Origin of the sequence: Blautia massiliensis (ex Durand et al. 2017) (genome assembly GCF_051861785.1) — a bacterium.
In the GTDB taxonomy this organism is placed as follows: domain Bacteria; phylum Bacillota; class Clostridia; order Lachnospirales; family Lachnospiraceae; genus Blautia_A; species Blautia_A luti_A.
On the sequence record NZ_CP146725.1, the window covers coordinates 4,010,533 to 4,034,034 of the forward strand.

The 23,502-nt window shown below is 37.1% G+C and carries 19 protein-coding genes; 17 read left to right on the top strand and 2 right to left on the bottom strand.

Annotated features, from left to right (window positions below; translation table 11 throughout):
• Nucleotides 1-164 precede the first annotated feature (164 nt).
• The gene (locus V9W66_RS18960) at nt 165-2,612 is read left to right on the top strand and encodes an ATP-binding protein (protein WP_144100529.1); all 2,448 of its coding nucleotides are present in this window, start codon (nt 165-167) and stop codon (nt 2,610-2,612) included.
• Between the two features lie 2 nt (nt 2,613-2,614).
• On the opposite strand, the gene V9W66_RS18965 is transcribed toward V9W66_RS18960, so the two are convergent.
• The gene (locus V9W66_RS18965) at nt 2,615-3,655 is read right to left on the bottom strand and encodes a hypothetical protein (RefSeq protein WP_144094850.1); all 1,041 of its coding nucleotides are present in this window, start codon (nt 3,653-3,655) and stop codon (nt 2,615-2,617) included.
• Nucleotides 3,656-3,754: 99 nt separating this feature from the next.
• Nucleotides 3,755-4,684: a tyrosine-type recombinase/integrase gene (locus V9W66_RS18970; RefSeq protein WP_144094852.1), complete on the bottom strand. Its 930-nt coding sequence runs from the start codon at nt 4,682-4,684 to the stop codon at nt 3,755-3,757.
• Between the two features lie 403 nt (nt 4,685-5,087).
• Between V9W66_RS18970 and V9W66_RS18975 the strand changes: the two genes are divergently transcribed.
• The 16 genes from V9W66_RS18975 (at nt 5,088) to V9W66_RS19050 (ending at nt 23,252) form a co-directional block, all read left to right on the top strand.
• On the top strand, nt 5,088-6,221 hold the full coding sequence (locus V9W66_RS18975; protein WP_144094854.1) for an AAA family ATPase: 1,134 nt from the start codon (nt 5,088-5,090) through the stop codon (nt 6,219-6,221).
• Complete coding sequence (locus V9W66_RS18980; RefSeq protein WP_144094856.1) at nt 6,208-7,050, top strand: hypothetical protein; 843 nt, start codon at nt 6,208-6,210, stop codon at nt 7,048-7,050. The genes V9W66_RS18975 and V9W66_RS18980 overlap by 14 nt, the downstream gene beginning before the upstream one ends.
• Before the next feature lie 479 nt (nt 7,051-7,529).
• Nucleotides 7,530-8,246, top strand: coding sequence for a substrate-binding periplasmic protein (locus tag V9W66_RS18985; RefSeq protein WP_243121788.1), 717 nt, complete (start codon nt 7,530-7,532; stop codon nt 8,244-8,246).
• A complete protein-coding gene (locus V9W66_RS18990) occupies nt 8,233-10,368 on the top strand; it encodes an ATP-binding protein (RefSeq protein ID WP_144094859.1) in 2,136 nt (711 codons plus the stop codon). The genes V9W66_RS18985 and V9W66_RS18990 overlap by 14 nt, the downstream gene beginning before the upstream one ends.
• A 256-nt stretch (nt 10,369-10,624) precedes the next feature.
• Nucleotides 10,625-11,176, top strand: a complete 552-nt coding sequence (locus tag V9W66_RS18995) for a hypothetical protein (protein ID WP_144094861.1) — start codon at nt 10,625-10,627, stop codon at nt 11,174-11,176.
• A gap of 77 nt (nt 11,177-11,253) precedes the next feature.
• Nucleotides 11,254-13,140 carry a beta-N-acetylhexosaminidase gene (locus V9W66_RS19000; protein ID WP_144094863.1) on the top strand — a complete coding sequence of 629 codons (1,887 nt, stop codon included), beginning with the start codon at nt 11,254-11,256 and terminating at the stop codon, nt 13,138-13,140.
• Between the two features lie 168 nt (nt 13,141-13,308).
• Nucleotides 13,309-13,974 carry a response regulator transcription factor gene (locus tag V9W66_RS19005; protein WP_059085761.1) on the top strand — a complete coding sequence of 222 codons (666 nt, stop codon included), beginning with the start codon at nt 13,309-13,311 and terminating at the stop codon, nt 13,972-13,974.
• 281 nt (nt 13,975-14,255) lie between these two features.
• Nucleotides 14,256-15,392 carry a sensor histidine kinase gene (locus tag V9W66_RS19010; RefSeq protein ID WP_243121789.1) on the top strand — a complete coding sequence of 379 codons (1,137 nt, stop codon included), beginning with the start codon at nt 14,256-14,258 and terminating at the stop codon, nt 15,390-15,392.
• 99 nt (nt 15,393-15,491) lie between these two features.
• On the top strand, nt 15,492-16,973 hold the full coding sequence (locus V9W66_RS19015) for a DUF6034 family protein (RefSeq protein WP_144094867.1): 1,482 nt from the start codon (nt 15,492-15,494) through the stop codon (nt 16,971-16,973).
• 1 nt (nt 16,974) lies between these two features.
• Nucleotides 16,975-17,865, top strand: a complete 891-nt coding sequence (locus V9W66_RS19020) for a hypothetical protein (protein ID WP_055059988.1) — start codon at nt 16,975-16,977, stop codon at nt 17,863-17,865.
• An 18-nt stretch (nt 17,866-17,883) separates the two neighbouring features.
• On the top strand, nt 17,884-18,612 hold the full coding sequence (locus V9W66_RS19025; RefSeq protein ID WP_243121790.1) for an ABC transporter permease: 729 nt from the start codon (nt 17,884-17,886) through the stop codon (nt 18,610-18,612).
• 43 nt (nt 18,613-18,655) lie between these two features.
• Nucleotides 18,656-19,306, top strand: coding sequence for an ATP-binding cassette domain-containing protein (locus tag V9W66_RS19030; protein WP_044925097.1), 651 nt, complete (start codon nt 18,656-18,658; stop codon nt 19,304-19,306).
• A 2-nt stretch (nt 19,307-19,308) separates the two neighbouring features.
• On the top strand, nt 19,309-20,622 hold the full coding sequence (locus V9W66_RS19035; protein ID WP_144094869.1) for a hypothetical protein: 1,314 nt from the start codon (nt 19,309-19,311) through the stop codon (nt 20,620-20,622).
• Nucleotides 20,619-21,326: a hypothetical protein gene (locus V9W66_RS19040; RefSeq protein ID WP_243121791.1), complete on the top strand. Its 708-nt coding sequence runs from the start codon at nt 20,619-20,621 to the stop codon at nt 21,324-21,326. Before V9W66_RS19035 ends, V9W66_RS19040 begins: the two co-directional genes overlap by 4 nt.
• A 433-nt stretch (nt 21,327-21,759) precedes the next feature.
• Nucleotides 21,760-22,737, top strand: a complete 978-nt coding sequence (locus V9W66_RS19045) for a M28 family metallopeptidase (RefSeq protein WP_243121792.1) — start codon at nt 21,760-21,762, stop codon at nt 22,735-22,737.
• A 140-nt stretch (nt 22,738-22,877) separates the two neighbouring features.
• On the top strand, nt 22,878-23,252 hold the full coding sequence (locus V9W66_RS19050) for a hypothetical protein (RefSeq protein WP_144094871.1): 375 nt from the start codon (nt 22,878-22,880) through the stop codon (nt 23,250-23,252).
• Nucleotides 23,253-23,502: the final 250 nt, after the last annotated feature.

Here is a 23,502-nt window from a genome sequence, read left to right on the forward strand (position 1 = left end):
GTATAAATATAGCTTGTGGACACTGTGTAAGACATTGCAGTACCGTAAGGTGTTTGCCAATGCAGTAGTGGGAGAAGCAAGAATCCCCCTGCTTTAGCTGTGGGGAGTGTCAATGAACCAAGGATAATATCTAATTATCTTTTTTATGGAGATTGGAGGATTGTATGAATCTGGCAGATTATCAGTGGGAGATGATTAATCAAATTTATCATCTTCTAACAGATGACGATCATAATAAAGTAATATCTTTACATGGTGATACTGGATGTGGAAAATCTACAATAGCGTTAGAAATCAGTAACCAACTCAAAGAAGGATGGTCTGTTTTTTTCATTGAAGGCATTGATCAAAATTTGGCTCCATATCTCACATGGCATATTGGAACTAAAATGTATTCCAAAAAGAAGTTAGATTTAGGGAGTGAAATTTCCTTTGGAATCAATTTTTCTCCGATACCTATATCGTTAGAGTTTGGTGCCACTGCACAATATGGTAAACAACATTTTGTATTGACTCCCAGTGAGGAATCATTAATAGCTGGAATTAAGAATCAGGCTGCCGCAAATCATCATATACTTTTTATTGCAGATAATTATGAATTGTGGGATGTTCCGTCAAAACAATTTCTACAGAAACTTATGTTACCACAGCTGAATCTACTCTCGGGTTTTCATTTGGTTACATTACTTGTATCCCTTGACAAAGCTTCTGTAAATGGGAATATTTCTTTTGATGTTCCGGTGAAAGATATACCTGATAATGATATACTGGATATATTACGTCAAAAAGGACATTCTGAACGCATTAATATAAAAGATATACGAGCTTGTGCAGGAAATGACCTGACCCTTGCGCTGATGGCTGCAGATTATTATCATCATAGCAATTCTATGACACGGGATTTTAATGAGATAATGGAAAAACGTTGTCAGGAATTGCCATCGCAAGATAAAAGTGCATGTAAGGTTTTAGAGCCACTTTCCATTATAGATTCTTACTTTACTAAGGATGAAACTGCTTTTTTTATTAATTCTGCCCCTGATGATGCGGACGAGACAGAGTATCTTGCTGAAGAATATCTTACATTAGCTGAAGAGCACATGTTTATTGTTGGAAAAGAAAGATACCATTTTTCTAATGAGTGGATTAAATCATATTTTAAAACACAGCTTTCAAAAAGAGAAAAATATCATCATCGCAAATTTTCTGGATACTTGCAGAAACGACATGCGGATGACTACTATAATAGGGGAAAACATTTGAAACTTAGCCTTCAAACAAATGATTCTAAAATTATTCTAGAATCCTGGCAGCTCTTGTTTCTTTCTTATCTTCGACGAGCTTCTAAAATCGGGGAAATGAACGATATATATAATATACTTGATCAAATTTATTCATTACTCAGGCGTTTAAATGGTGATCTGGAAGAAACTCAACGTTATACGCTAAATGAGTTTCTTTCAGGATATAAGGAATTTTCAAAATATAATTATAAAGAAGCACTTCTCCATTTACAGTCAATAACTCCAAGCCGATTGATTCCGGCCAGTTTGGCTGAATGTCAGAGATTAATTCTTCTTTGTTATGTGCAGTTGGCTGAAAACCCTATTATAATCAGTCAGTTGGCTGAAGAGTTATACGAAACGATAAATATGTCCGATTTTTGCGAAGACGAACAGTATTGTAGAGCAGCACTTGTGTTATTGGATGTTTATATAGATCGCTCAACCGATAGTCAAAAAGTAAAGATTCTTAAAAAGAGATTTATTCAAATGATTCAACAGCATATGGGAAGTCCTGCATTTGAAGAATTTGAAGCTTGTTATAACCGGAAGGCAGCTCTTTATTATTCGGCATTGATTGCAAGTAGGCAAACGGCACAAAGTATACAGTTTTATCGTAGTCACTTTAACCGCAATGGTCTTTATATGGCACTTTGCAATCACTTAGCAAATACAATTGTTGCTGGTGATTATTTTTCAGCAAAACAAACTCTAAATGAATGTAATGAAATGCTCAAACATAATGATAGATGGTACTATCCAAGCCGATACAAATTAGATAATAATCAGATTCTTCTTAAATTTCTTCTAGATGAAAGAAGGTATCTGAAGGATCGAGACCAATATTTAACTTGCGCAAAAAAGGCGGCTATGGCTTTTTCAGAAATTATGGAAAATCAGAGAGATGAAGTTTCCCATGTGATCCTTTTTAATTATTTAGGACTTTCTTTATTATATGGTTCAAAATCTATAGAAAAGGATATTGAAAAAGCGGTTAAAGATCTTTCGGATGCAGATGAATATTATCAATACTTTCTGCATGATTTACTTTTTGCTCATGCATTACTCCAAAATAACACAGTCATTGCCGGGAAAGAATTGAATATTTTAAAGTCACTGGATGTCCCACTTCTGCGTGAATACAAGCAAATTTTTAGAAAAAGGCAGAATGAGCAGGAAAATCTACTTCATGCCTCTTTTAAACTAAATGGAGATCCAATGATGTATCATACCGCCATCACAACAGCATGTACCCACATCCAGGATCCCTCATGTCAGTTTTATGGTCGTGGTTTTTTGCTTTCAGATCTCCAGTTTTTGTCATTTTAGTGCTACTGTTTTAATCGGTGAACAGCAGCAGTTATAATTGCATTGTAGATATCACTGTATTGAAACTGCATTTGATCAAAAGCAAACGCAAACGAACTATGTCGAGTAGTGTAAGGGGTTGTTGAAACATCAAATATGTAAGGCTTCCCATATGAATTTATACGAAAATCTATGCGCCCATATACATTCATCTGCATCAGATGAAACGCTTCTTTGGCGTAATTGCATATCTGGTCAATTGTCTGTTGTGATTGTGTGTCACCTAAACAATAAAAATCATAGCTGTTTTCTGCCGAAGATTGCTCATCAAGAATCTTCCTTTTACCAAGATTGATACCGACAGGGGGAAGTATTTTTATGGAATTTCCTATTTTAAATACAGGAACTTCACATTCCTCACCATCAATATACTCTTGTACGATACAGGTTACCCCATGAAATTGCGTAAATTTTTCTGGGGAAGCATAAAAAATACCAGATTCATGAACTCCTTGACTTGCAGATTCCGAGCAGGGTTTGCAAATAACTTGAATCCCCTCTTCAGGAGAACCGTTAATCCAACTGCCTTCACTGCTTAACAACCAACTTTTTGGTGCAGAAATATTATGTGAACGAAACAATGTTGTGAAATAGTACTTATTACGGCATAATGCACAGGATAAAGAAGACGAAGTGCTGTAATTGAGTCCTACTAATTCACAAAAAGCAGGAATCACCGTCTTTTTGTTATCCCCAAGTCCATTTCTTGCTAAATTATATATGAGACACTTTTGGAATCGGGTAGGATGCTCTATAAAGTCGGATATGAAATCCAACTCATTATAATATACCGATTGTATATAATAGCCGGCAGTTATGATTCCCTGATAAATTTCATTAAATTCTTCAATAGAAAATCGCTCAGTTTCACTGCACTGAAGTTGACTATTATTGATATAACCTCTTGGCTGTTGGACATGTGCCAATAAAATGATACTTAATATATTTTTATCTACTTTATTTTCTTCCTTGGTCCAAAAAGGAACATATTTTTTCTCTCGCATAGCAGACTCCTTTGTAATAGATAATTAGATATTATCCTTGGTTTAGAATTGGTAAAGAGGAAGAAAAAAAGGCCGCTTTAAATTGAGCGGCCTACAGTGTCACATTGTAATATCAATATGCATTGAGTTGCGAGGGTGTTTAGCAGTGAGGATGCTGTTTTGTTTGGAAGTAGACACGTTTGTATATATTTCGGTTGTTTTTATAGAGCTGTGTCCCAGCATTTTCTGTATATACCGAATATCAACATCAGATTCTAATAACAGTGTTGCAAAAGAATGCCGGAACATATGTGGAGTTACGTGCATATCTATGTTTGCAAGTTTCAGATACTTTACTATCATGTTTCGGACAGATTCTTCAGAATATCTTTTGTGAAGACGGTTGATGAAGAACCATCCTGTTTTAGTGATATCTGTTTTAAAGACTGTATAGTATTCAGATAATATTTCTTTGACATCTTCATTTCCAATTTGTAAAATACGTTCTTTTGAACCTTTCCCGTTTATAATAATTTTGTAAGTAGTGAAATCTATTTGGGCAGGAGTAAGTGAGCATAGTTCAGAAACACGTACTCCAGTTGCAAATAGTAATTCTATTACGGCTATATCACGAAGGAGCGAATTGTATTGATATGTTGTAGGCGCCAGTTTTTTTTGTTTATACATAGTACTGAGAAAGATTTCTATAATAGTATCAGGGACTGTTCTGGGAAGGACTTGTGGCTCTCGAAATTTCACATTGAGTTTCTCAAAAGGACTTTGAGACAATAATTCTTCATAAACAAGGTAATGGAAAAATGCCTTTAAAGTAGCAATCTTCCTTTTGACAGTTTTGGGTTTGTATTTCTGGTGTAACAGTGACAGGAACGAGTTTAAGGTGTTTTTTTCTGTGAAATCTTCCAGAGGCAGCATAAATGTATGAAATTGTGATAAATCTATACGGTATGCTTTAATGGTTTTTGAATTTAACTTTTGTACAGTTTCGCATGTTTTAAGATATTCGGATATAAAATTTGATAATTGATCCATGATAGGCATCCTCCTTTTTTTTCAATTATGATTGCCTATGTGGAAGATGTCGAATTTATTTTGAAAAATATTTTTCAAAGTTTACGCATCCCTCGTTCATCCCCCTATAATATGTGTTGTATAAGTCGGTAACTCTGTAACTCTTCCTTATCCTTCGTACTCTGCGAAACTGTCTTGATTGCATTATTTTATGGGATTGACATAGAAACCCTTATGCATAGTAAGCCCTTCCTATGCATATTGCTAAACAGTGTAAACTGAACAGGAATTTTTTGTTTTGGGGAGCAAAAGGGTATATTTTTAAAGAAGTGTAAAAAAATTACTTTTAATAAGTAAAAAAAGTGCATTAAGTGTTGACGCATAAAAAATAGTGTGTAAAATATAAATCAAGGAGGAAAACATCATGCTGGCTAAAATGTATCTTACAAATTTTCTTTCATTTAAAGAAAGAACAGAAATTGATTTAACTGCATCTAAGTATTCTATTCTTGGAAAAACAAACGTATATAAAAGCGAAATTCTTAAAGGCGCACTGTTTATTGGACCAAATGCTTCTGGAAAATCAAATGCATTGAAAGGTCTTTCATTTATTATAAAAATGATAAAAGGGGAAGGAGTATCGTTCAATAGATATCGTTGCCTTTTTTCAGATAATCCTATTATTACAATCGAATATGAATTTATATTTGAAAGCAAAAAAGTTGAATATGCGATTGAGTATAACATCCAGACGAATAGTATTTCGGAAAATCTGAAAATAGACGAGATTACCGTTTTAAAAAGGACGGGAAATACAGGAGAATTAAGAATTGGTCAAAGTGTAACAACAGATGATCAGGTTGACAGTGAAACATTATTCTTACGAACTGCGTCATTTAATACAGGCCGCTTCCCGCAGGAACCTACATTGAGAAAACTTATGGATTTCTTACAAAATTCATATATTGTTGATGAGTATAATTGGGATGCGAGGGTAGGAAGTACGATAACCAGATATGCAGAGGAGTTTGGTGTTGAAAAAATAAATAAATACCTTACTGCGTTTAAGTATGATTTTTCTATGGAATATGGTTCTGAAAGTGAGGGAGCAGGATTGAAACTGACCCTTGGTGCTGACAATAAAATGGTTTTCCTGAAAAGAAAGAGTTTTCCTTTTCCAAATGTACTTATTAACGAATCTCAGGGCAATCAGGTATTTGCCGATTTACTGCCTCATTTAATTAGAGTGATAGAAAATGCCGGGATGCTGATTGTTGATGAATTTGGCAATAGCTTTCACAATAAATTAGCGGAAAAAATTATTAGTTTTTTTATGGAAAATGCAAAAAACTCTCAGATATTCATTACATCTCATCATACAAATCTGATTTCAAATTCAGTATTCCGTCCGGATCAGATTAACCTGATTACTTTTCTTAATACGTCAGGAAGTAATGTGAAACGACTTTCACAGTTTAAGCCAAGGGAAGCACAAAATTTGGAAAAAATGTATCTGGGTGGTATGTTCGAGGGTTTACCAATATATGAAGAAGTATAGAATTGATAAGACGAAGAATATTGGAAATGTGATTTTTGTTGTTGAGGGAGGAAGACCGGAAACGGGTGGTACAGAACTCAGGCTATTGAAAAAAATATTCGCAGATATTTTGGAATATGAAGTTCAGGAACTAAGACGAGGCAGTGAGGAATTTATTGGGTATGGACAAAATCCGAACTTTCGTGTATTTGCGCTAAATTTACCCAAAAATCAATTAACGCAATTAACAGAGGAGGCAATGGACGAGTTATTCTGCAAATTAAGAGAAGAATTTCATATCAAACCAGAAGATTGTCCTATTTTCTATTTATATGACAGAGATGTGCTTAGCTATCAACGAAATGAGTTACGCAAGAAATATGTTAAAAAATATACAGATCCTTATGGTACTGAATCCGGAGATCAAGGACAGCTGTTATTAAGTTATCCTGCAATAGAAGCTTATCTTCTGTCATGCGTGAAAGACAATACTATTGAAATGTCATTTAAACTGGGAAAGGATGCAAAAGCGGCTCTTGCAAGAGAAATATGTACTGCAGACTGTGAAGACAAAACAGAGCTGCATTTAAAAACAATCAATCTGGTATTCTCGAACGAAACAGAGGAAATGGAAAAGCGGCTCATTCATTCTATTAATGAAATGGATAATGGATTAGAAGCATTAGGCATTCACCCATATGATTTGGATGATCTGGCACCAACATTATTGGAAGTATATGATAATCAACAACAAAAATACATGGGAGAGAACACATTTTCACTTCTTTCACTTGTTGGATTGGCATTGCTCGAATTAGGGGTTATTACTGAGGTGGAAGAAGAGGAATAGTAATTATACCAATTCAACAATATGCAATAATAGAAAACATTCCACTGCCGATAAAAAAGGCAGCGCTTCCCTATATCTACACGCCATAGGTATCGAAAATCTATGGCTTTTTTTAGGCCCATTTCTGAAGGAGTACCGGAAATTAAACTGGCAAAAGTAAAAATGAAGATGGAGTTTCAGATTAAAAGTGATGCAACGCCATTCCGGATGAAGTTCATATAACATAATCCAAAAAATCACCTGTTCTTTTTGAAAATATAAAATTTTGTGCATGTTTTGTATTATATCTTTTATGTAAATCCAGTATAAACAGAGTTATTATAATGACGTAAAATCCAAAAAAATCAGAGAAAATTGTTGAGGTACATAGCATGAAATCTAAATACATGGCAGTAATACCGTTTTTGTTTGCTTTTGGGGTATTACTGATATCAGGATGTTCAATTACAACACAGAAAAGTACATCTTCACAGGAAAATATGCCAGAGATAATCATTGGAAGTGACGATTTTCCACCTTTTAATTATTCCGATGAAAATGGAGAACCGGCAGGGATTGATGTTGACATTGCAAATGAAGCTCTGGGACGCCTTGGTTATAAGCCGGTATTTACAAAGATTGTATGGGATGATAAAGATAAAGATCTGGAAAATAAGGAGATAGACTGTTTATGGGGGTGCTTTTCCATGGATGGCCGGGAAAATGATTATAAGTGGGCTGGTCCATATATGGTGAGCCGGCAGGTCGTTGCAGTCAATGAAAACAGCAATATAAAGAAGCTTAGTGATCTGTCGGGAAAAGTAATCGCAGTACAGGCTTCCACAAAGCCTGAGGATATCTTTCTTAACAGGATGAATCCTTCTATTCCATTGGTAAAAGATGTGTATAGTTTAGAAAACCGAAAACTGCTTTTTACCTCTCTTGGAAAAGGTTATGTTGATGCCATAGCAGCTCATGAAACTTCCATACAACAGTATATAAAAGATTACGGGGCAAAGATAAGAATCCTGGACGAAGCTATCCTGACTACAGGAATTGGAGTAGCTTTTCCTAAAAACACGGATAGTGAACTTCCGGAAAAACTCACAGAAGTCTTTAAAGAAATGAGAAAAGATGGAAGTGAAGAGAAAATTTTAAAAAAATATCTTCCCGAAACCAGTGGATATCTGGAGGTGGATAAAATTGAAGATAACTAAACTGTCCAGACGGCAGACTCAAATCATCGTTATCACGGCGGGACTGCTTCTGTTTCTGATAACTATAGTTTATTCTGTAAAAACCGATATAAAAGCAGTTGCCAGGCAAATGGACGAGACTCTGAAATATGTGAAAGAACAATGTTATATTTATAACAGATATAATGAAGCATCCCAAACAAAAGGTTTAATGCGTGCAATTGAAAATGCCCAGCAGGTTAATCGTAATCTGACGTATACAAAGGATGAAGTTACGAAGGATAAGCTGAAAACATATGCAGAGGAGCAGAAACTTACCGGAATTATTATACTTGATGTAAACGGAAAGGTAAAATGTGAATACAGTACAGACGATCTTAATTCCAGGGCTTTACAGGATAAGATTCAAAAGAAAACAGTACTTGATGTAGCAGCACATCCCCAGAAAACATACGCTGCAAGTATCGTTCTTGAGGATGGGTCACAGGTGGATCTGGCTGCATATGGACGCTCTGACGAAAAAGGTATAATTATCACTTTTTATCATACATCGGCTGAGTATGCCAGAAACTATAATCTTACGATCCAGAGCCTTCTTAGTGGCTATGATACATATTCCAGCGGAATGATCGTTGTAACAGATGGAAAAAATGTGGTTGCTTCAAATGACGAAGATCTGATCGGACAAAGCTCTGGAGGTATTCATATTATCCAACAGGTAAAACAGAAACCAGCTAACAAACTGGTCCGTGTTTCAGACAGAAAATGCAGATATATTGGCAGAATGACTAAGGGACGCGATTACTATGTTTATATGTTTATAGATGAGCAGATGGCGTTTGCTTCTGTTTTTAAAAACCTGTTGGTCGTGTTGCTGTTGTATATATTTGTGGCTGCTTCCGTATTTGCCTTCCGCAGGAGATCAAAAGCACAATTGTTGAAGATTCAGATGATGCAGGAAGAAGCCTATAAGCAGAAACTTTTGCAAGAAGCTCAAAGAGCTGATATGGCAAATAATGCAAAAACAGAATTTCTGCAGCGAATGAGCCATGATATCCGAACTCCTATTAACGGAATCCGTGGCATGATCGAAGTGGCTGATCATTATAAAGATGATTTAAAAAAGCAAGATGAGTGCCGCAGGAAAATATGGGATGCTTCAGGATACCTCTTGGAGCTTATTAATGAAGTGCTTGATATGAGCAAATTAGAGTCAGAGGAAATCGTGCTGGAAAATAAGGATTTTGATATTAACAGGCTATTGCATGAAATAAGAGAAGTGATAGAAAAACAGGTATATGAACGTGGAATCAGCTTATCTGAAAAAGAATACAATCTGGAATACAGATATTTGAATGGGAGTCCGGTTCATTTAAAAAGAATCCTTATGAATATCATAAGTAATGCTGTCAAGTATAATAAAGAAAAAGGAGAGATACTGCTCAGCTATTATGAAACACAGGTGGATGACAGGCATATACTGTTTGAGTTTCACTGCAAGGATACCGGAGTTGGAATGAGTAAAGAATTTCAGAATCACATTTTTGAACCATTTACTCAGGAAACAGGCGGTGCAAGATCTGTTTATGGAGGAACAGGTCTTGGTATGCCAATTACAAAAAAACTAATAGAGAAAATGGGCGGTACAATTAAGTTTGAAAGCGAGAAAAATGTAGGAACCACATTCATGGTACAGCTTCCATTCCTTATTTCTGCTGATATGAAGCAGGCAGAAAGCCAGGAAGATGATGTATCAATTGAAGGCATGAGAATCCTTTTGGCAGAAGACAATGAATTGAACATGGAAATTGCGGAATTCCTTCTGACAAATGCAGGAGCAGAAATTATAAGGGCTTCAAACGGCAAGGAGGCTGTTGAAGCATTTGCAAAATCAGGTGTTGGTGAGATCAATGTAATTCTGATGGATATTATGATGCCAGTTATGGATGGACTGGAAGCTACCAGAGAAATACGTATAATGAACAGAAGTGATGCATCTGCTGTTGTGATTATAGCTATGACCGCCAATGCTTTTACAGAAGATAAGACTAAAGCACTGAAGTCTGGAATGGACGACTATCTTACCAAACCACTGGAGTCAGAAAAACTGATTCGTGCCTTAAGTAGATATAAACACAATTAACAGTAACGTTCTTATTAGCCTGATTCAGCCATAGAAACAGGGTGTGGTACGAAATATTATGCGTAAATTTATAAAATGGAACAGTAATTCAGACAAAGAGGGGCATATCAATTGGACAATGATATGCCCCTCTGCCGATGTTTGTTAACTGATGCATTTTGTTTATATATTCCCTTATTTTGTGCATGGACTCTTTTATATGGAAGATGTATAGTGAATGAAAACTATATGATAAAGATTATGGAGGCATAAGATCATGGCTGACTTGATAAATTTTGTTACACTGTTGAATGGAAAATTTGATAATAAGGATCAATTTGAGAAAATAAGTAAGACAAATCCACAGTATCCATATGCAAAGCATATCAATACAATATGTAATTCCAGAATTACAAATCTCCCAAATGGTTTCGAAGGCGTATTTATGATTGAAGAGAGCTATTATTCTGTACAGGGAACTACCCGCTCTTCTTCACATTTGTTTCTTTTCATGGAAGAAAGCAATTCAATAAAACTTATTTCTTATGAGATACCGGAAGGATATGATAAAAAGAATTTTACTTACAAAATGTTCAAAGGTGCCGACTATGATCAGCTAAAGTGTTCTGCAAAATTTACTCCTGCATTTTTCAGAAAATCAGGTGATACATGGGAAGGCGGAAGTGTAAGTATGTTTTCTCCCGTATTGAAATTTTCTCTGCATGAAAAGTTCACTGAAAATCAATTGGAAGTATCAGAGTCCATGGAAGTAAATGGGAAAAGAACTTTTGGTTATGATGAGCCGATTATTTACAAACGGATAAAATAGAACATTGACAGGGGATGCTCTGCTAAAAAGATTGATTTATTAAGAAGAGCAGAATTTCTAAATAAAGAGGAATACGTATGAACGTTGTTTTTTCATCTGATAAGAAAGAATATAATACTATTAAAAAAGGTACTGAAATACTGCTGGCTGAAAAGGACGGTTTCAACCAAAACATAGAATTGTTTGTTAAATTTCAGGACAGACCAGAAATATTGATCAATAAAAGAAAAAACCAGATTCATATCATCTGTCGGGAAATATCTCATTATTACCGGGCACTTAATTATGCCATACATCATATGGAAGAGGATGAATTTCAATATCAAGAGCATGTCTGCTTTGAAAGAAACGGTCTTATGCTGGATTGTTCCAGAAATGCTGTATTTACAGTTGAAAAGGTGAAATTCCTGATCAGGATACTGGCAAAACTTGGAATGAATGTACTCATGCTTTATACAGAAGATACCTATGAAGTAGAGGGGCAGCCTTATTTTGGAGCTTATCGCGGAAAATACACCAAGGACGAAATAAAAGAACTGGATGCTTACGCTTCCATGTTTGGGGTAGAGCTTGTTCCGTGTATTCAGACCCTGGCTCATCTGCACAATGCGCTGAAGTGGCCGGGAATGGATAAGATTCGTGATTCTGCGGACATTCTCCAGCCTGAAAAAGAGGAAACTTATCAGTTTATTGAAAAGCTGCTCAGCTCAGTAAAGGAGAATTTTTCTACCAACAGGGTACATCTTGGAATGGATGAGGCTGTCATGCTGGGACTTGGAAATTATCTAAAAGAAAATGGATATAAAAAAGGGTCACTGATAATCAGGGAACATTGTAACAGGGTCGTAGATATTTGCAGAAAATTAGAATTAAAGCCTATGATATGGAGTGACATGTACATTACAGCAAATTCTACAGGCGGATACTATGATCTGCCCGAAAACACGGACTGCTCCAAATGGGAAAAACCGAAAAAAGATCTAGGATTAGTATATTGGGACTATTATCATGCTGATACCAGAACCTATGAAAAAATGCTGGATATCCATGCGCAGCTTTCGGATAACGTTATTTTTGCAGGAGGATCTTGGATTTGGAACGGAATTTCCCCCAATTATTCTAAGACCTATGCGTGTACCAAAGCAGCTCTTTCTACTTGTAAAAAATACAATATAAAAGAGGTGCTCTGTACAGCATGGATGGATAATGGTGCAGAAACCCCGGTGGATGCTTTGCTTCCGGGACTTGTACTTTTTGCACACCTTGATTTTCACAGAGACTATGACGAAACAATCCTTAAGCAGGAGTTCAGGAACTGCACAGGCGGGGAATTTGATGATTTTATGGCACTTGACAATTTTGATTCCTTATTTTTAAATACGAAAGAGAATAAAGAGGCTCAAAATCCTTCAAAATATCTGTTATACCAGGATCCAATGTTAGGCATTTTTGATTATCATGTGAAAGAATCAGGTGTCAATACAAAATCTTACTACCAAAACATACAGAAATGTATGAAGGAATGTGCAAAAAAAACAGGAAAATATCAGCTTTTATTCTCATTTTATGAAAAACTGGCGGCGGTATTAGCTGATAAAGCCGATTTGGGCATGTGTATAAAATCAGCATATGACAGATCGGACAGAGCAGCGTTGAAAGATATCAGTCAGAATGTTATTCCTGGAATCATCTGCAATCTGACAGATATGAAATCATCAAGAGAAAAAATCTGGATGAACGATGCAAAGCCATTTGGTTATGAGATTCTGGATATAAAAATTGGTGGCGTAATTACAAGACTTAAAAGTACAGGATACCGGATTGATAATTATCTGAATGGAAATGTGCTTCGTCTGGAAGAGCTGGAAGAGGAAAGACTTCCCTATTTTACCAAAGGAATGGACAAGCGGGAGAACTTATGGAATCGCATCATCAGTGGATGTGATTTGAATGACACGATCTGATAAAGGTAAATGAGGGGAATCAGGCTACGTATGGAAACCAAAACTATTCTCACAGAATGGTTTTGGTTTCCTTTTTTGCTGTTACAAATCAGTTACAACTGCAATATAGAATTTAATGTATAATTAACCTGTGAAAAGATAGTTATAAAAACATGTGAGGTAATAATTATGAAGGCAAGAATTCTTGTGATAGAAGACGAAATGTCAATCAATGACCTGCTATGTATGAATTTGGAGATTGCAGGGTATGAAACAGTAGGATATCTGGATGGAAATGAGGCATATGAAGCAATTATTCAAGATCATGCGTTTCAGTGTGCACTTGTAGATATCATGCTTCCCGGAAGAGACGGATATAGCCTGTTACCGAAACTGAAGCAGTATGAAATCCCCGTAATATTTCTTACCGCAAAGGGAGATATCGCGAGCAAGATAAAGGGATTAAAAGACGGTGCAGAAGATTATATTGTAAAACCATTTGAAATGCTGGAAGTGATGGTCCGTCTTGAAAAGGTACTGGAACGTAATGGCACTGTACAAGAACAGATTCAAATTGGTGATGTTATCATTGATACGTCTAGTCGTACTGTTACAAAAATGGGCATGGAAATCTATTTAAAGCCAATGGAATATAACTGCCTCATGGTGTTCGCCAAAAACCCGAACAAAGCACTGACCAGGAATCAGATTCTGCAGGAACTGTGGAATGAAGAGTTCTGCGGAGAAACAAGAACTGTGGATGCACATGTGGGTCGTATCAGGAAAAAGCTTGGCTGGCAGGATAAGATTAAAACAATTCCCAGAATCGGTTACAGACTTGAGGTGGATTTATGAAACTCTTAATAAAGATCTTTGCTCAGACTACATGTATCATTCTGTTGGTGTCGTCAGGGATCTTTCTCTATACCACTTATTGTTGGAAAAATCAGAGTATACAGAATATCAACAGTTATGAAAGCAGTATATTCAGAACAAATATCTTACAGTTTGAAAATAAAACAAGCCTTTCTGACAATCAGAAACAGAATGCCGACAACGAAATGCGCCCCCAAATAGTTACTTATGCTTTTCGGCAGGTTTTTCATGACAGCGCGGTTTTATATCTTGATGGAAAAATGACCTATAATGGAACTGTTTATGAATTCGATGTAAAAAAGTTAAGAGAATTATGTGAAAGTAAGGCAAACATGGTGGATCATGGCAGCAACAGTGACGGTCATGGCCCTATGGTCAGTCAGATAAATGGAAGGACACTTTTGTTATTTTACTATGGCAATGTAAATATGGGATATCAGATTGTTACGTATAAAGATATAACAGATGTAATAGAAAAAAGTCATCTGCTGTTTTTTCAGACGGGTGGATTTACTTTATCTTTGATCGTGGTGATGGGAATTATCCTTTATTTGAGCCTTCGAAAAATCACAGCACCGCTTACAAGCCTAAGAGAAGCTACGCTTCTTGTTTCTGAAGGTATTTATGATTTTAAAGTACCGTCAGAGGGCAATACAGAACTTGCGCAGGTAGGTGCAACCTTTAATTTTATGACAGGTAAAATAAAAGAACAAATTGAAGGTCTTTCTAACATAAACCGGACACAAAAACAGCTTATTGGAAGTCTGGCTCATGAGCTGAAGACCCCAATGACTGCAATCATAGGCTATGCAGATACATTGCTTACTGTGCGCCTAACCCCGGAAAGGCAGGAGAAGGCTCTGATTTATATTGAAAATGAATGTCGCAGGCTTTCAAGACTTTCTATGAAAATGCTGGAATTAACCGGACTCTACGAAGCTTCGGAAGACTCATTCAATCCAGCTGAAATACAGGTGGATAACTTCCTGAAAGAAGTAAAAGAACTTATTGATTGCAGGCTTCAAGAAAAAAACATCTCTCTTGATGTATTTTGTGAACCAAAAGAATTGGTAAAGAAGTTTGATCAGGACTTAATGATAAGTGTAGTGACAAATCTAATTGATAATGCAGTCAAAGCTTCCAGGAAAGAATCTAAAATTGTGCTTGAGGCAACCCCAGACCATCTGATGGTTCAGGATTTTGGAAAGGGAATACCGAAAGAGGATCTGGAAATGGTGACGGAACCATTTTATATGGTAGACAAATCTCGTTCCAGGGCAAAAGGAAGTGTAGGGCTCGGTCTTTCTTTATGTCAGAAAATTATAGAACTGCACGATTTCCAACTGAAGATTGAAAGCAATCCGGGAAAAGGAACTACCGTCTCTGTTTTCTGGTAATCACACTAACGTTTACATATCAGTTACAAATCGCGAAAGATTTGGTGTAATGCTCGATGATATACTTATAACAACCTTAGAAAGGAGATATTACCAGAAATGAGAAAAAACATAAAAAAGTTTGCAGGAATAGTGCTTTGTATTGGAATGTTTACAGGATGCGCACAGACCCCGGATTCTTCTTTGGTAAAGCCGAAGGGGAGCAAGGCTGTAGATGCTTATACGGAAGCGGATGATGTTAGCGGTTCTAAAGGAGAAGCATCTGAAAGCAAGAACGATGACGGTTCAGAGTCAAAGACAACCCTCAGGAATCTCATTGATGCTCCTCAAAATTATAAAAGCCATGTGGAAGATGACAGTGCCAAGCTCGTGGTAAATACAGATGCAAGCGTAGAAATTCCGGAAGTGGAAAAGATATCTGCTATTTCTGTCACCGCGGCAGAAGTTACCCAGGAGCTTCTCGACCGTATTACAAACGCATTCTTCTCAGAGGCAAAACTTTATACCATGGATAGTTATTACGCGATGACAAAGGATGAAATTAAAAAAACTCTGGATGAACTAAAAGAAGACGTTGCAAACGGAAACCTGGATCCGTATAACTATGGAACAGATGATGATGGGAATTATGTCTATGATATCTATGAAGATATTGAGACATGGGAACAGGAATACGAAACTGCTCCGGAAAAGAAAACCCTGACAGAGGCAAAACCTGTTGCCGGAAATTTTTTCGATTGTATTGCACAAATGCCAGACGATTCACAATACTATTATAAAATATCTTCCGATGGCTCCGATACCTTGTCAGTCAAGATCAAGAAAGCAGCAAACAAAGGGGAAAAAATACCGGAGGATGCAATGTGGTGTGATTACGGATATTCTGAAGAGGAAGAAAAACCCACAGAAGAATCTATCGGGCTGTCCCTGGATGAAGCAAAAAAACTTGTAAAGGAAAAAGTTGAAAAAATGGGCATCACAGATTTACAGTTTTCTAACTGGAATTACGCGGTGTGCAAAAGTTTTGAAGGCGATAATAGTTCAGGTAATTTTGGAAATGGATATAGAATTGATTATGCACGTACCATAAATGGTGTGCCGGTAACTCAGACAATTGCAGACGGTGGGGCATTGGAAGATATGGACAGCACAATGGAAACATGGTCTTATGAAAGTCTCTGTTTCTATGTCGATAAAGATGGCATAGAAAGCATGACTTATTCAAATCCCTACACAATTGGTAAAATAAAGACAGAGAATTTAAATCTTCTTTCATTCAGCGAGGTTATGAAAATTTATGAAAAAATGATGGTGGTAACAAACGCTGATAATATGCAATATGAAAATTCCAGGGTCTATAATATTGATCGGATCGTTCTTGGTTATGCCAGAATATATGAGCCGTCTACTGACGCACACACAGGTATTTTGATCCCCGTCTGGGATTTTTTCGGCAGCATGACTTCAGAAAGTGAATATAACGGAGAAACAGAATCAAATACCAGTAAAGATCCGAATGAAAGCTTCCTTACCATTAATGCCGTGGATGGCAGTATCATAAACCGGAATCTGGGTTACTGACATGAGACAGGTATTTGGAATTGTACGGTACAATTTCTTCGGATTTTTACGCAATCCAAAAGTTATTTTTATATTTCTGTTAGAATTTGTACTTAGTTTCCTGCTTACAGGCAGAATCATGGTTGTAATGGAGACCTACGATACACCGGTACAGGCCATTGAACCATTTATCTGGACATTTGGGGATGGGATAGCAGTACTGTCCAGTTCGCTGCTCTTGCTTCTTATGTTTTCTGACCTGCCAAAGATGACACCTATTACTCCATACCAGCTGACCCGGACAACCAAGAGGAAATGGCTTTTAGGTCAATTCATTTATGTTATTCTTGTGACTGTTTTATATACGGTTTTGATGCTGTTATTTACGGCCGTGCTGTGTATGAAAAAGAGTTATCCAGGTAACCTGTGGAGCGAAACTGCGGCCATGCTTGGTTATTCAGAATTAGGAAAAAACCTGCAGGTCCCTTCTACAGTAAGGGTCATGGAAAGTATCTCACCCTATGGCTGTATGCTGCAGGTTTTCTTCCTTCTGTTTTGTTATTCGCTGACCTTAAGCTTTGTAATCCTTGTAGGAAATCTCTATAAAGGGAAGACTAAGGGGATGATTTTTGGTCTTCTTTACAGTGTCTTTGGTTTTTTATTGGACCCGAAAGTACTGGCTGCAATTTTACATAAAGAAAAATACGAAATGTATCAGGTAAATGTATTAATCTGCTGGATCAGTCCTCTGAACCAGGCAGTATACGGAAAACATAACTTGGGTTATGATCCATTGCTCCCGAAAATCTCGCATTCCTATATGTTTTTTCTGGGTATTTTAGTTCTTCTTGCAGTTTTTGCAATTAACCGGATGAAAAAATATACCTTTGAATTTCTTGGAGAAAAGACATGATCGGAAGGGGGAAAACCTATGTGGGGTGAAGCAAAACGTATGTTTTTTAATAAGAATTTTCTGGCAGCATGGCTGATAGCCTGCATTTCCATCGCCATTGGACAGACTTATCCCAGCTTAAAAAAAGCACTGACATGTGGTACTTTTATCAGTATACTGGAAGGTTCCTTAAAAAGTCAGGCAGTATCTTTTGCCATTCCGGTAGCAGCCGTATTGCCATGGAGTGATTCCATTCTGCAAGAATATAAAAGTGGATTTTTAAAGGAGATACTTCCCAGAACGACTCGCAGACAGTATATCGAAGGTAAAGTTTTTTCCATTATGGTATCTGGTTTTATGGTCTGGACGTTATCTATACTAACGGTACTTTTTATCAATTTTATTGTGTTCTATCCGCTGGAGATAAAGGGTGCTATTCAGAAAGAAGCGCTTCTGGACTTACTCATGAAGGCATTTCGGACAGGACTTATCGGAAGTATCATAAGTACTTTCGGTGGAAGCTGCGGGATTTTATGGGATTCTGCTTACATGGCATATGGAATCCCTTTTGTAAGCTTTTATTTCGGAATTATCCTTCATGACCGCTATTTTAAGAATCAGATATGGTTTTATCCAGTAGAATGGATACTGGCTGATGAAAATTGGGGACCGGACAAAATAGGAGTTTGGCTATTTCTACTGTTGTTTTTATTAGTAATGCTGGGAATTCTGGGAGGTGTTTTATATGGAAGATTGGAAGAAATCTGAAGGGACATTTAATCTGGCCTGTGATCCGCAAAGAGCAAGTGGAATGATGCAGAACACCTGCGTAAAAATAGAACACGTGACCAAACGTTTCGGTGAAGACATCGTGTTACAGGAAGTAAATCTTTCCCTGAAAACAGGGAACGTCTATGGGATTGTTGGAAATAACGGTTCCGGAAAGACCGTTCTTATGAAATGCATCTGTGGGTTTCTCCCTGTAACTACGGGCACTATTTTTGTATTTGGAAAAAAAATAGGCCATGATGTGGATTTTCCTGAAAGTCTTGGAGTTATTATCGAGACTCCCGGTTTTCTTACACAATATACGGGCTTTAAAAATCTGGAGATCCTGGCAGACATGAATGGCCGGATCTCGAAGGCCGATATCCGCATAGTCTTAAAAAGGGTAGGATTGGATCCGGACATGAAGAAACCAGTCGGAAAATATTCCCTTGGAATGCGTCAACGCCTTGGTATTGCACAGGCCATTATGGAAGATCCTCTGTTTTTGATCCTGGATGAGCCGTTTAATGGACTGGATAAACATGGCGTGGAAGAAATAAGAGAACTGCTGCTGGATTTAAAAGCAGCAGGAAAAACCATTTTGCTGGCAAGCCATAATGAAGAGGACATCAGAATCTTATGTGACCACGTATATGAAATGGATGGAGGAATCTTAAGAGAAAGGACTGCCTGATAATGAGAAATTTATTTGTAAAAACGGCATTAGTATTGTGTACGACAATAATATTTCTTCCAGCTACCGTTTTTGCCACAGAGCCTCAAAACACGGAAGTTACATCTGCTGAAGAAGGATTTACGGACTCAGATCCGTCCGTATCTTATGAGAATGACAACTCGTTAACCCTTGATGAAAAAGAGGATGATTCTACGAGTACCGAACCTCCGAGTACCGAACCTCCGGCAGAGGATGAAAAGACTCCTGATAAAGCTGATAACGATAAAGAAAATCCGGATCCGGATATTTTTACATCAGGAGATGACTTTGGTGATGGTTCTAAATCGAATCCTTTTCATGTTGTAATAGACAGTGATAATCCGGAGGACGGTGACGCCCCACAGATAACAGATCCGGTTATAGACAACGGAGGGTATTCGGGCGGTGGGGGAGGAGGTAATTCAACATCAGACTCATCAAGTGAAAAAATATTACATAAACCGCAGGTATTATTAGAAGACAGCAATCTTTCAGGTGGACGATTGGAGGCTGGTTCTACAACAGAAATGTCGCTGACATTTCGAAATAAAAGCTGCAGTCAAAATGTATTTGGTTTAAAAATTTCCCTTTCTACAGAGAACAAAGGAATCGAATTTGAGAAAAACTCTTTTTATGTACAAGTCCTGGCTCCTGGTGAAGCAATTACTTTGGAACAGATGATTACTATAACAGAAAACTGTGATCCTGGCCAGGCTGTCATTACTTTTTCTCTGGATTATGAAGATTCGAAAGCAACGGCAACTACCGGTACAGAATTACTGTCTTTTCAGATCATCCAACCGGTTCGTGTTAAGCTGGAAGCTTCAGATATTCCATCTGTTTTATACACTATGGATACAGTAGAGATCCCGGTAAAAGCAATGAATCTCGGAAGAGACAAAATATACAATGCAAGTGTCAGCTTAAAGGCTGATGAATTAAGCTCAAACGATACTGCATTCTTAGGGACCATAGAGGCCGGAGATTTATCCCAGGGAAGTCTTCGCATATATGTAAAAGGAAAAACAGGAAAATGTGCAGGTCAATTAATTCTTACGTATGAGGATGCAGATGGCAAATCATATGAGGAAGAAATAAAATTTGATTCTGAAATCAAAGAAACCCAGATAAAGTCTTTAAAGGTTGAAGATGACCAGGAGAAAACCAATAACTGGTGGTATTCCATAGCTGCAGTTGTTGCAGTACTGCTTATTTCCATAATCCTGATTCTGGTCAGAAAGCTTCATAAGAAAAATATCCTTCTTGAAGAAGCGAGAAAGGCGGCTTCTCATTGAAAAGAAAAAAAATAGACAGCTTTACCTTATTTGTCATACTTCTGCTGACATTGACACTTACATTATTAGGAATGCTGCTGGCAGGCATGAAAGAAGAAAAACGGCAATTTACTGTGTTGCTCCCACTTGGAGATCTGGCTTATGATGAAGATTTTTTTCAGAAAGCGAAGAAGATAAAAGGTATAAAAGAAATCTGGCCAGTCATAGAAGTCCCGGTTGTCATCAAAATTGAAGATTATACGGAAACAACGACTTTTTCAGGAATTGATATGAATGCGTTTGGAAAAAATCCAACTCAGAATGAACTGGGGAAGATGCCGTTGTTATTGCTGGGAAATGGTTCCCTACGGGATATGAAAGACTATAATAATCATGCCATTTCAAAAAAACAACAGGAAAAATTTTTAGAGATGGGTGAAAACCTGAATATTTTTTATTCCCTGGATGAAAAAGAGAAGGAAACTTCCAAAGCCACGGATGATCTTACCACTTTATCCGGCAATTCCGAAAGAGAACTGCAAACCTCATATATGCCCTGTAAAGCCGCTGTAGTAACAGAAGGCAACGAAATCTACATACCCATTTCCCAGGCACAGGATCTCTGCAGAGAAATAGGAGAGCCTTCTGAAATCAGTAAAGTATATCTAAAAATAAATGGAAAAAATAACCTGGAGAACGCAAAGAAAATACTTTCAGGAATTTAACATAATATATAGCAAGAAGTCTCTTTCCTTTACAGATGTGCAATGAATTGTAAAAGCACTGTACGAATGCTGTAAAAGCAAAAAAGAACACTTGGTTGGTGATGCAGTTCATGGTATAATAGTATCAGTTGATAACATAAATGATAAAAAAGCTTATTTTGTTAAAAAAAGGATCACAATGTACATTTGAATATCAGATTTACTGCTTTTTGATTATGTGGTTGTAATGTTCCGTGCATAGCCCAGAATGGAACTAAGTAGATTTATCAATGTCTGTTCCTTTTTCAAAATCTGAGAGTTAAATGGCAGAAGTATATCACATGATAATGCTTATGGTATGGAAAAAGGCTTTCGTTGTAGCCTATGGTTCTGCATGGAAAGTTATTGGATAAAAGATACTGATTAATACTTGGTAAAATGAGGAAGCTCACAAATGAAAAAAATTACAATTGCCTTAATTATGGTTATATCATTAATAGCACCAATTCAGACAATGGCGGAGAGTGTTACCCAGAACGGTACAATAATAGAGCCTTTGGAACAGAATATTGAACAGATCATCGATGAAATCACTTTTGAACCGCGTCCAATAAATTCTGATGCAATACAGAATGTAAAAGAATATATTAGTGAATATTTTGGCAATCTGGGATATGACAAAATAGAATACCAGAAATTCGAATATAACGATGAAAACAATGAGAATGCAATAAGGCATTCCTCGCAGGCAGATGTGTTTCTGGCATCAACAGCCGAGAATGCAATTGTTGACGGCATTGGTGAAAATATCATTGTGACAAAAAACTCATCCATTGATACTACAAAAAATCTGATCATAAGTGCCCATTATGACAGTGCAGAAGATTCGGTGGGCGCCAATGATAACGGTTCCGGAGTGGCAGCAGTGCTTGAACTGGCAAGGATTTTAAAAGATACAGAGATACCGTATAATATAAAATTCATCCTGTTCTCGGGCGAAGAGAAATATATGCTGGGTTCAAGATGGTATGTTGGTAAGCTGACGGAGGACGAGCGGAAACAGATCATCGGAGTAATAAATATTGATACTATTGCAGAAAAAAGTGATCTGGGTTATATGGCGATGATCGAAGGAAACAAAAGACCAGACAATGCGGAATATGATGATGAGGGATTGAAAAAACTGGCAGAATTAAATAAAAACAGTATGTCAGAACTATTTACACCCAGTGACAGATTTTTCCTGACAATGGCAATCAACAGTGACCATTATCCGTTTGCATTAGTGAATATCCCGGCAGTATCGATTGTCCAGGACTGGCAAGATGGTTTGAACGTGAATGATAGTTCTGATGTAAAAGAAAATATGGATATACAGAGAATTGTGGAAGTGATTGATCAGGTTATGGAAGTACTTCCAACGATCAATTAAATTTATATTAAAAATCTCCCACTAATGGTAGTGCCAGATAAAAAACATTGTAGAAGTCAGTAATATTAATGTTTTTCATGGTGCTAGCACGGTGTGAAGTCGAAATAATCAAATACTGACAGAGACTAGGAGGTGGAATAATGAAAAAATGGATCGTGATGCTGGCGGTACTTGTTATGTTCTGTCTGGCGGGATGCGGGGAAAAGCCGATGACAGCAGTGTATTTTCATACAGATGATAACAGCTGGTATTTTGCGGATCTGGACACGGACACGATTTTCTCCGGAACGATACCGGATAAGCTTACGGATGAGAATGGAAAGAAGCTGAGAGAGGAAGATATGACAGACGGAGATGTTTACCTGATCTATGGAGATGGTATCATGCTGGAAAGCTTCCCGGGACAGTATCCGGGAATCACAAAGATGGTACGGAAAGAACAGGGCAATCAGGAAAAGGCCGATCATTACCGGAAGGAGCTGCTTTCCATGATGCGTCCGGTGACTGGAGAGTGATAAAATAAAGCTTTTTTAGAAAAATATTAAAAGAAAATATATATCCATTTCTTCTATATTTTGATAAACTATATATTAAGACCACTGAGAAGAATAAATTTTAATTGCTTTGTGGAACAGATTGGTATTTACAGGGAGGAATCGTATTTCAGATTCTTCAAGTACATAAGGGTTCACTTTTCGTTGTATCTTAAAGAAAGAGAGACATGGAAACTTTGGAACAACAGCGTAAGTATCCTTGAAAAAGATC

Excerpts from the sequence above, each read along its gene's own strand:
- V9W66_RS18960 (WP_144100529.1), top strand. The coding sequence starts at position 165 with ATGAATCTGGCAGATTATCAGTGGGAGATGATTAATCAAATTTATCAT.
- V9W66_RS18965 (WP_144094850.1), bottom strand. The coding sequence starts at position 3,655 with ATGCGAGAGAAAAAATATGTTCCTTTTTGGACCAAGGAAGAAAATAAA.
- V9W66_RS18970 (WP_144094852.1), bottom strand. The coding sequence starts at position 4,684 with ATGGATCAATTATCAAATTTTATATCCGAATATCTTAAAACATGCGAA.
- V9W66_RS18975 (WP_144094854.1), top strand. The coding sequence starts at position 5,088 with ATGCTGGCTAAAATGTATCTTACAAATTTTCTTTCATTTAAAGAAAGA.
- V9W66_RS18980 (WP_144094856.1), top strand. The coding sequence starts at position 6,208 with ATGAAGAAGTATAGAATTGATAAGACGAAGAATATTGGAAATGTGATT.
- V9W66_RS18985 (WP_243121788.1), top strand. The coding sequence starts at position 7,530 with ATGCCAGAGATAATCATTGGAAGTGACGATTTTCCACCTTTTAATTAT.
- V9W66_RS18995 (WP_144094861.1), top strand. The coding sequence starts at position 10,625 with ATGGCTGACTTGATAAATTTTGTTACACTGTTGAATGGAAAATTTGAT.
- V9W66_RS19000 (WP_144094863.1), top strand. The coding sequence starts at position 11,254 with ATGAACGTTGTTTTTTCATCTGATAAGAAAGAATATAATACTATTAAA.
- V9W66_RS19005 (WP_059085761.1), top strand. The coding sequence starts at position 13,309 with ATGAAGGCAAGAATTCTTGTGATAGAAGACGAAATGTCAATCAATGAC.
- V9W66_RS19010 (WP_243121789.1), top strand. The coding sequence starts at position 14,256 with ATGACCTATAATGGAACTGTTTATGAATTCGATGTAAAAAAGTTAAGA.
- V9W66_RS19015 (WP_144094867.1), top strand. The coding sequence starts at position 15,492 with ATGAGAAAAAACATAAAAAAGTTTGCAGGAATAGTGCTTTGTATTGGA.
- V9W66_RS19020 (WP_055059988.1), top strand. The coding sequence starts at position 16,975 with ATGAGACAGGTATTTGGAATTGTACGGTACAATTTCTTCGGATTTTTA.
- V9W66_RS19025 (WP_243121790.1), top strand. The coding sequence starts at position 17,884 with ATGTGGGGTGAAGCAAAACGTATGTTTTTTAATAAGAATTTTCTGGCA.
- V9W66_RS19030 (WP_044925097.1), top strand. The coding sequence starts at position 18,656 with ATGATGCAGAACACCTGCGTAAAAATAGAACACGTGACCAAACGTTTC.
- V9W66_RS19035 (WP_144094869.1), top strand. The coding sequence starts at position 19,309 with ATGAGAAATTTATTTGTAAAAACGGCATTAGTATTGTGTACGACAATA.
- V9W66_RS19045 (WP_243121792.1), top strand. The coding sequence starts at position 21,760 with ATGAAAAAAATTACAATTGCCTTAATTATGGTTATATCATTAATAGCA.
- V9W66_RS19050 (WP_144094871.1), top strand. The coding sequence starts at position 22,878 with ATGAAAAAATGGATCGTGATGCTGGCGGTACTTGTTATGTTCTGTCTG.